The sequence below is a fragment of the Corallococcus sicarius genome (assembly GCF_003611735.1).
Lineage (GTDB): Bacteria > Myxococcota > Myxococcia > Myxococcales > Myxococcaceae > Corallococcus > Corallococcus sicarius.
The window spans coordinates 1-6918 of sequence record NZ_RAWG01000409.1 but is presented as its reverse complement, the minus strand read 5'-3'; the positions used below and the strand labels follow the sequence as shown (position 1 = coordinate 6918).

5 protein-coding genes are annotated in these 6918 nt (G+C 72.9%); 1 reads left to right on the top strand and 4 read right to left on the bottom strand.

Annotated features, from left to right (window positions below):
• Positions 1 to 51: 51 nt before the first annotated feature.
• Complete coding sequence (locus D7X12_RS37195; protein WP_244225012.1) at positions 52 to 720, top strand: hypothetical protein; 669 nt, start codon at positions 52 to 54, stop codon at positions 718 to 720.
• 80 nt (positions 721 to 800) lie between these two features.
• Here D7X12_RS37195 and D7X12_RS37190 read toward each other — a convergent pair whose 3' ends face one another.
• The 4 genes from D7X12_RS37190 to D7X12_RS37175 form a co-directional block, all read right to left on the bottom strand.
• Positions 801 to 2177, bottom strand: a complete 1377-nt coding sequence (locus D7X12_RS37190) for a sensor histidine kinase (protein WP_120629943.1) — start codon at positions 2175 to 2177, stop codon at positions 801 to 803.
• Complete coding sequence (locus D7X12_RS37185) at positions 2174 to 2857, bottom strand: response regulator transcription factor (protein ID WP_120629942.1); 684 nt, start codon at positions 2855 to 2857, stop codon at positions 2174 to 2176. Before D7X12_RS37185 ends, D7X12_RS37190 begins: the two co-directional genes overlap by 4 nt.
• Entirely contained in the window at positions 2854 to 5967 is a 3114-nt protein-coding gene (locus D7X12_RS37180; protein ID WP_120629941.1) for an efflux RND transporter permease subunit, read from the bottom strand. Before D7X12_RS37180 ends, D7X12_RS37185 begins: the two co-directional genes overlap by 4 nt.
• On the bottom strand, positions 5964 to 6918 hold a 955-nt coding region (locus tag D7X12_RS37175), incomplete at its 5' end, for an efflux RND transporter periplasmic adaptor subunit (protein WP_120629940.1). The genes D7X12_RS37175 and D7X12_RS37180, both read right to left, overlap by 4 nt.

The following is a 6918-nucleotide window of genomic DNA, read 5'->3' as shown; positions in this document are numbered from 1 at the left end:
AGTTGTGTATAAGAGACAGCGTTCGGCGAGTACCTGGCGGGACAGCTGGCCATGGGTGGGCCGGTGCTCTTTCCGCTGGCGCTGGTGTACGCGGTACGAGGGCCGCGCGAGCAGTTCTTGTTGCGGATGGCGACGCTGGTGCCGCTGGTGTTCTTCGGCTACGCGGCGGCGCGCACACGGGGCGAGGCCAACTGGCCGGCGGCGGCGTACCTCGCGGCGTGCATCGGCGTCGCGGGCATGCGGCCGGCGTGGCAGCGGGCGGCGGCGTGGAGTGGGCTGGCGGTGTCGCTCGCGGTGACGTCACACCTGTTGTTCCCGGTGCTGACGTTCGAGCGGGACGTGCTGCTGTCACGGACGCATGGCTGGGGTCCGCTGGAGAAGCTGGCCACGCCCGAGCAGCTCTTCCCCGGCATGAAGCCGGGCCGCACGGCGGTGTACGCGCCCACGTACCAGTTGGCCTCGCAGGTGGCCCTGGCCGCGGGCGTGGAGACGGACACGGTGGGCCCGGCCCGGCGCAAGAGCCAGTACGACGTCTGGCCTCCGCTGGACCTGAAGCCCGGGCAGGACGTGCTGTGGTGTTCGGAGAACGGCGCGGAGCCTCCGGAGGAGCTGGTGCAACGCTTCGGATCCGTGGAGGGCCCGGTGAAGCTCACCGGAGTCTTCCGGGGCCGGCGACTGCACACGTTCACGGTGTGGCGGCTGGGTGGGCCGGGAAATTGATACCACCTGGTCACTTTCAGGACTTCGGACAGACAAGCGCGACCGTGCCTGTTCGCTGCGCTCCGGCAGGGTGACGGCTGTCAATGCGTGGCCGGCCCCACCTCCGGCAACTCCATCACCACCTCTGCGCCAGGGCCTTGGGTCTCCGCCACATAAGCGTGGCCGCCGTGACGCCGGGCCACATCCTGCACCACCGCGAGCCCCAGGCCCGCGCCGCGGCCGGAGGGCTCCGCGCGGTAGAACGGGGCGAACACCCTCTTCCGGTGCTCCGGAGGAATGCCGGGCCCCCTGTCCCGCACGGTCAGCCGCCACATGCCGTCGTGCCGCTCCGCGTGCATCGTGATCTCCGTGCCGCTCGGGGCGAAGCGCAGCGCATTGGCCAGCAGGTTGTCCACCGCCTGCCGCACGGAGCTCGCGTGGAGGGTACACAGCGCTGGCTCCGGCGCGTCCACCGTCACCCAGACGCCCTGCTCCTCCGCCTGTGCTCGCGCCGCCGCCGACGAATCCTCCAGCAGCACGCGCAAGTCCTCGTGCTTCACCTCCCACGTGCCACGGCCGAAGGAGGCGAGGTCCAGCAGGTTGCCCGCCAGGAGGGACAGGCGCTCCACCTCGCGGCGAGTCTCCTCCAACGACTCGCGCAGCTCGGTGCCATCGCGCTCCTTCCACAGCGCGATGTCCAGTTGCGTGCGCATGAGCGCCAGCGGTGTGCGCAGCTCGTGCGCGGCGCGGGCGATGAACTGCTCCTGCGCCTCGCGCGCGGACGACAGGCGCTTCGCGGCCTCGCGCAGCGCGGATTCCACCTCCGCCACCTCGTCCTGGGCCGTCCCTCCAGCGGGTGCTCCGGACCACAGGCCCTCGCGCAGTTGGGTGATGAGGCCGCGCAGCTCCGCGAGCCTGCGCTCCAGCCACCGCGCCTGCCATGTCTGCAAGCCGAAGAACACGAGCCCCAACAGGCCGGCCAGCCCCAGGGTGATGCCATGGAAGGCGCGCACCGCCGTTTCCTCCCACGCCAGTGACGCGGACAGCCGCAGCACGTACGGCACGCCCCGGGGAGACACCACGCGCACCGTCACGCGGCGCAGCAGCGTGTCGCCCTCGCGCACCGTCTCCAGCCGGGGCGCGTCCGTGTCGGGAAGCCGCTGGAGCTGCTCCCTGGACGTGTCGGCCGTGGGCGGGAAGGACAGCACGCGCCGCCCGTCCGGCCCGTACACCTCCGCCACCGGCGTGAAGGACCGCACCAGGTCCGAGAGCGGCGAGTCCTCCATGTGCAGGTGGGGCTCCCCTCCGGGGCCGTCGAAGAGGCTCACCGCCTCCGCGGCGGCCTGCGACAGCAGCGCATCGTCCACCACGCGCTCCAGGTACGCCTCGAAGAGCTGGCCCGCCAGCAGCAACGCCAGCACCACGCCCAGCACCGGCACGCCCGCGCCCAGCAGCCACAGCCGCACGGCCAGCCTCACTGCGCCTCCCCCACCACCAGCCGGAAGCCCACACCGCGCACCGACTGGAGGGACACCGCGCCTCCCGCTCCCAGCCGGGCCAGCTTCCCTCGCAGGTAGCCCACGTACACATCCACGATGTTGGGGGGCCCGTCGAAGGTGTCACCCCACACGCGCATGAGGAGCTCCGAGCGCGAGTGCACCTCGCCCATGTGACCGGCAAGCTCCTGGAAGAGGGCGAACTCGCGCCCGGTGAGCGGCTGCTCCTGGTCCCCGTGCCTCAGCACCCGTCGGCGTGCGTCCAGCACCAGCGGGCCGATGTTCCGCACCGGCGTGCCCGTGTCGCCCCGGCGGTGCAGGGCCTCCAGCCGCGCGAGCAGCTCCTCGAAGGCGAAGGGCTTCGCCAGGTAGTCGTCCGCGCCGGCGCGCAGTCCCGCCACCTTCTCGCCCACCGTGCCGCGCGCGGTGAGGAGCATCACCGGGGTGCGCAGTCCACGCTCGCGCCAGCGCCGCAGCACCGCCAGCCCGTCCAGGTCCGGCAGGTTCCAGTCCAGCAGCACGACATCGTACGGCACGTCCATCCCCTGCTGGAGCGCGTCCTCGCCCCGCTCGCACACGTCTACCTGGTGGCCCGCCTCGGACAGCCCCCGGCGCAGCAGCAGGGCCATGCGCGCCTCGTCCTCCACCAGCAGCAGCTTCATGCGGGCTCCTCCGGTGCCGTGCCCAGGGGCCCGGCCCGGGTGCGGCGCCGAGACAACCACGGATAGAGCGAGGGCAGCACGCCCAGGGTGAGCAGCGTGGACGTCACCAGCCCGCCCACCACCACCGTGGCCAGGGGCCGCTGCACCTCCGCCCCCATGCCCTGCGCCAGCATCATGGGCACGAAGCCCAGGGTGGCCACCAGCGCCGTCATCACCACCGGGCGCAGCCGCTCGCTCGCGGTGAGGCGCACGGCCTGCGTCACCGGCAGGCCCTCCGCTTCATGGTGCAGCAGGCGCGACACCCACACCACGCCGTTGAGCACCGCGATGCCTGACAGGGCGATGAAGCCGATGGCCGCGGAAATGGACACGGGCATGCCTCGCAGCGCCAGCGCCAGCATGCCGCCCACGCAGGCGAAGGGCACGTGCGTGAAGATGATGAGCGCCGGCCTGAGCCGCCCGAAGGCCGCGATGAGCACCGTCACGATGAGCACCGCCACCGCGGGGATGACCACCGAGAGCCGTCGCGTGGCTGCGGTCAGCGTTTCGTACTGGCCGCCCCAGACGGCCCGGTAGCCGGACGGAAGCTGGACCTCCGTCGCCACGCGCGCCCGGGCGGTCTCCACGACCGTGCCCAGGTCCGCGCCGCGCACGTTGAAGCCCACCACCAGCCGGCGCTGTCCCTCCTGCCGGTTCACCAGCGCCGGCGCGGAGGTCAGCCGCACGTCCGCCACGCGCGACAGCGGCACCAGGCTCCCCGACGCGGTGGGCAGTGGCAGGGACTCCAGCGAGAAGGCCTCCGTATTCGCGCCGAGCCGCAGGACGATGGGCACGCGCACGGGCCCGTCGAAGGTGGCGCCGACCTCCAGGCCCGTGCGCACCCCCTGCACCGCCTCCAGGACCTGCCTCACGGAGAAGCCCACGCTCGCGGCGTCCAGCGGACGGGGCTCCACCTCCAACAGGGACACCTCGGGCGGCGCGAGCACGCGCACGTCCACCGCGCCCTTCACGCCCGTCACCTTGGCGGCCACGGCCTCCGCGAGCCGATGCAATTCGCGCAGGTCCTCGCCGTAGAGGCTCACCGCCACGTCGGTGACGGAGCCTCCGAGCAGCTCGTTGAAGCGCATCTGGATGGGCTGCGTGAAGGAGGGCTCCCCGCCGGGAGCATGGGCATCGAGCGCGCGCTGCATGTCCTCCACCAGTGTCTCGGGTGTGAGGCCGGAGCGCCACTGCTCGCGCGGCTTGAGGGTGACGAAGACGTCTGCCTGCTCCAGGCCCATGATGTCGGTGGCCACCGCGGGGCTGCCCACGCGTGACACCACCTGCGTCACCTCGGGGACGTGGCGCAGCAGGGCGGCCTCCAGTTGGCCGGCCTCTCGCGCGGCGGCCTCCATGCCGATGTCTCCCCCGCGTGTCGTCTGCACCACCAGGTCGCCCTCGCTGAGCTGGGGGGTGAACTCGATGCCGGCGCGCAGGTAGAGGACGACGCCCAGGACGAGCAGGGCCGCCGCGCTGCACGCCACCCAGGCGGGGCGGCGCAGCCCGTGCTCCAGCAGCGGGCGGTAGGCGCGCTCCACGGCGCGCACCAGCCAGGGCTCGCGCTCGGGAATGTCCTGGGGGCGCAGCACGAGGCTCGCCGCCGCGGGGATGAAGGTGAGCGCCAGCACCAGCGAGGTGGCGAGCGCCAGCACCACCGTGAGGGCCATGGGGCGGAACATCTTCCCGTCCACGCCGGTGAGCGACAGCACGGGCACGTAGACGAGCATGATGATGAGCACGGAGAAGAACACGGGCCGCGACAAGGAGGCTGTCACCGAGCCCACCTTGTCGCGCCACGCCTCGCGAGACATCGGGTTGCGTGCGTGACCGAGGTGATGGAACACGCCTTCCACCATCACCACCGCGCCGTCCACGAGCAGGCCGAAATCGATGGCGCCCAGGCTCATCAGGTTGCCGGGGATGCCCAGCAGCACCATGCCCAGGGCGGCCCCCAGCATGGACAGCGGAATCGCCGAGGCGACGAGCAGGCCCGCCCGGAGGCTGCCCAGCAGGGCGAGCAGCACCACCATGACGAGCAGGCCGCCCTCGGCGAGGTTCTTCGCCACCGTGCGCAGCGTGCCGCGCACGAGGACGCCACGGTCATAGACGAGGTCCACCCGCACGTCCTCGGGGAGCGCGGCCTTCACGTCGGGCATGCGGGTGTGGAGGGCTTCCACCACGTCCAGGGCGTTGGCGCCGCGGAGCATCTGCACCATGACGTAGACGGTCTCGCCCCGGCCATTGGCGGTGGCGGTGCCGATGCGGGGCAGGGCGCCCGGGACGACCTCGGCCACGTCCGACATGCGCACGGTGGCGCCGTCGGGCGTGCGGATGATGGCGCCGCCCAGCTCCGTGGCCCCCGGGGGACGGGCCACCGCGCGCACCAGGACCTGGCGCTCCGCGGCGGGGAGGCTGGCTCCGGGGACCGCGCCCGAGGCCTCCTCCAGCGCGTCCCGCACGTCGGAGAGTGTCAGCCCGCGTGCCGCGAGCTTCGCCGCGTCCGCGCGCACCTCCAGCGTGCGCTGCTGACCTCCCCAACTGTTCACCTCGACGACGCCCGGGACGGCGCGCAGGAGCGGGGCCACGCGGAACTCGGCCAGTTCGCGCAGCTCGGCGGGTGTGCGCAGGGGGGAGCCCAGCGTGAAGTGGAGGACTTCCCCGAGGCCGCCCGTGAGGGGGCCGAGCTGCGGTGTCTCCACGCCGAGGGGGAGGCTGGAGGCGAGCCCGTTGAGGCGCTCCTGCACGCCCTGGCGCGCGCGGTAGGCGTCCACGGAGTCCTCGAAGACGGCGGTGACGGAGGAGATGCCATAGCGAGAGAGGCTACGGTGCTCGACGAGGCCGGGGATGCCGCCGAGAGCGGTTTCGATGGGACGGGTGACGAGCCGCTCGACCTCCTCCGGCGTGAGGCCCGGGGCCCGGGTGAGGATGAGGACCTGATGGGTGGTGATGTCGGGCAGCGCGTCCAGCTCCAGGCGCCACGCCACCACGCCCGCGGCGATGGCGAGCACCGCCGTCAGCGCGAGCACCTGGCCTCGATGCCGGACGCTGGCTTCCACGAGGCGGGAGATCATCGCGTGCCCTCCGCCAGGAGCAGGGCCCCCGCGTCCGCGGCCACCACGTCTGCTTCCGCGGCTCCACGCACCAGGGCCTCCGCGCCGGAGATGGCCACGACTTCCACCGGCTGACGGCGGAAGCCGGCCGCGGTGCGCACCAGCACCTCCGCGCGGCCGGACTCCAGCAGCAGTGCTCTGGCGGGGACGACGCTGACGCCCGGCAGGCTGTCCGCGCGCACGCGCACCCTGCCGGTGAGGCCCGAGGGCAGGGCGCGCGGCGTCTCCGGGATGAACCACGTGGCCGTGGTGCCATCGCGCGAGTCCACGGCGGGCGCGCGGCCGGCTTCCTTCAGCGATAGAGGGGCCTCTCCGGGGAGCACCAGCTCGAAGCGCGCCTCGGCGGGGAGGGTGCGGGCGAAGCGGGCTTCGAGCAGGGCTTCACCCTCTCCCATGATGCGCACCAGTGGCGCGCCTCCGCCTTCACGTGTCTCTCCCAGCACGCCGGAGACCTCGGTGACGATTCCCTCCACGGGACTGCGCAGCGGCACCGGGCCCCCGCGCGCCACGGCGGCCGTGTCCGCGGCGTTGAGTCCCGCCACCGCGAGCAGCGCGAGCGCGGCCTGTGCTTCGGCCTGGGCCTCCGCGAGGTGTGTCTCGGCTTCGGCCAGCTCCGTCAGTCGCGCCATGCCTTGTGATTGGAGGGCGAGCAGTTGCTCTCGCCGCCGGGCGTAGGCCTCACGACGGAGCGTCGCCGCCTGGTGACGTCCCGCAGCCTGGACGGCCTCGGGCATGTGCACCTCCATCAGCACGTGGCCCTTCTTCACATGCTGGCCGGGGCGCACCGCGACGCGGGACACGCTGGCTCGGAGGGGCACGCCCACCACGGCGGCGCCTTCAGGTGAGGGCAGCACGCGGGCGGGGGCCTCCGTCAGCGGAACGCCTCGGGCGGGACGGGGCTGGACCCACGCG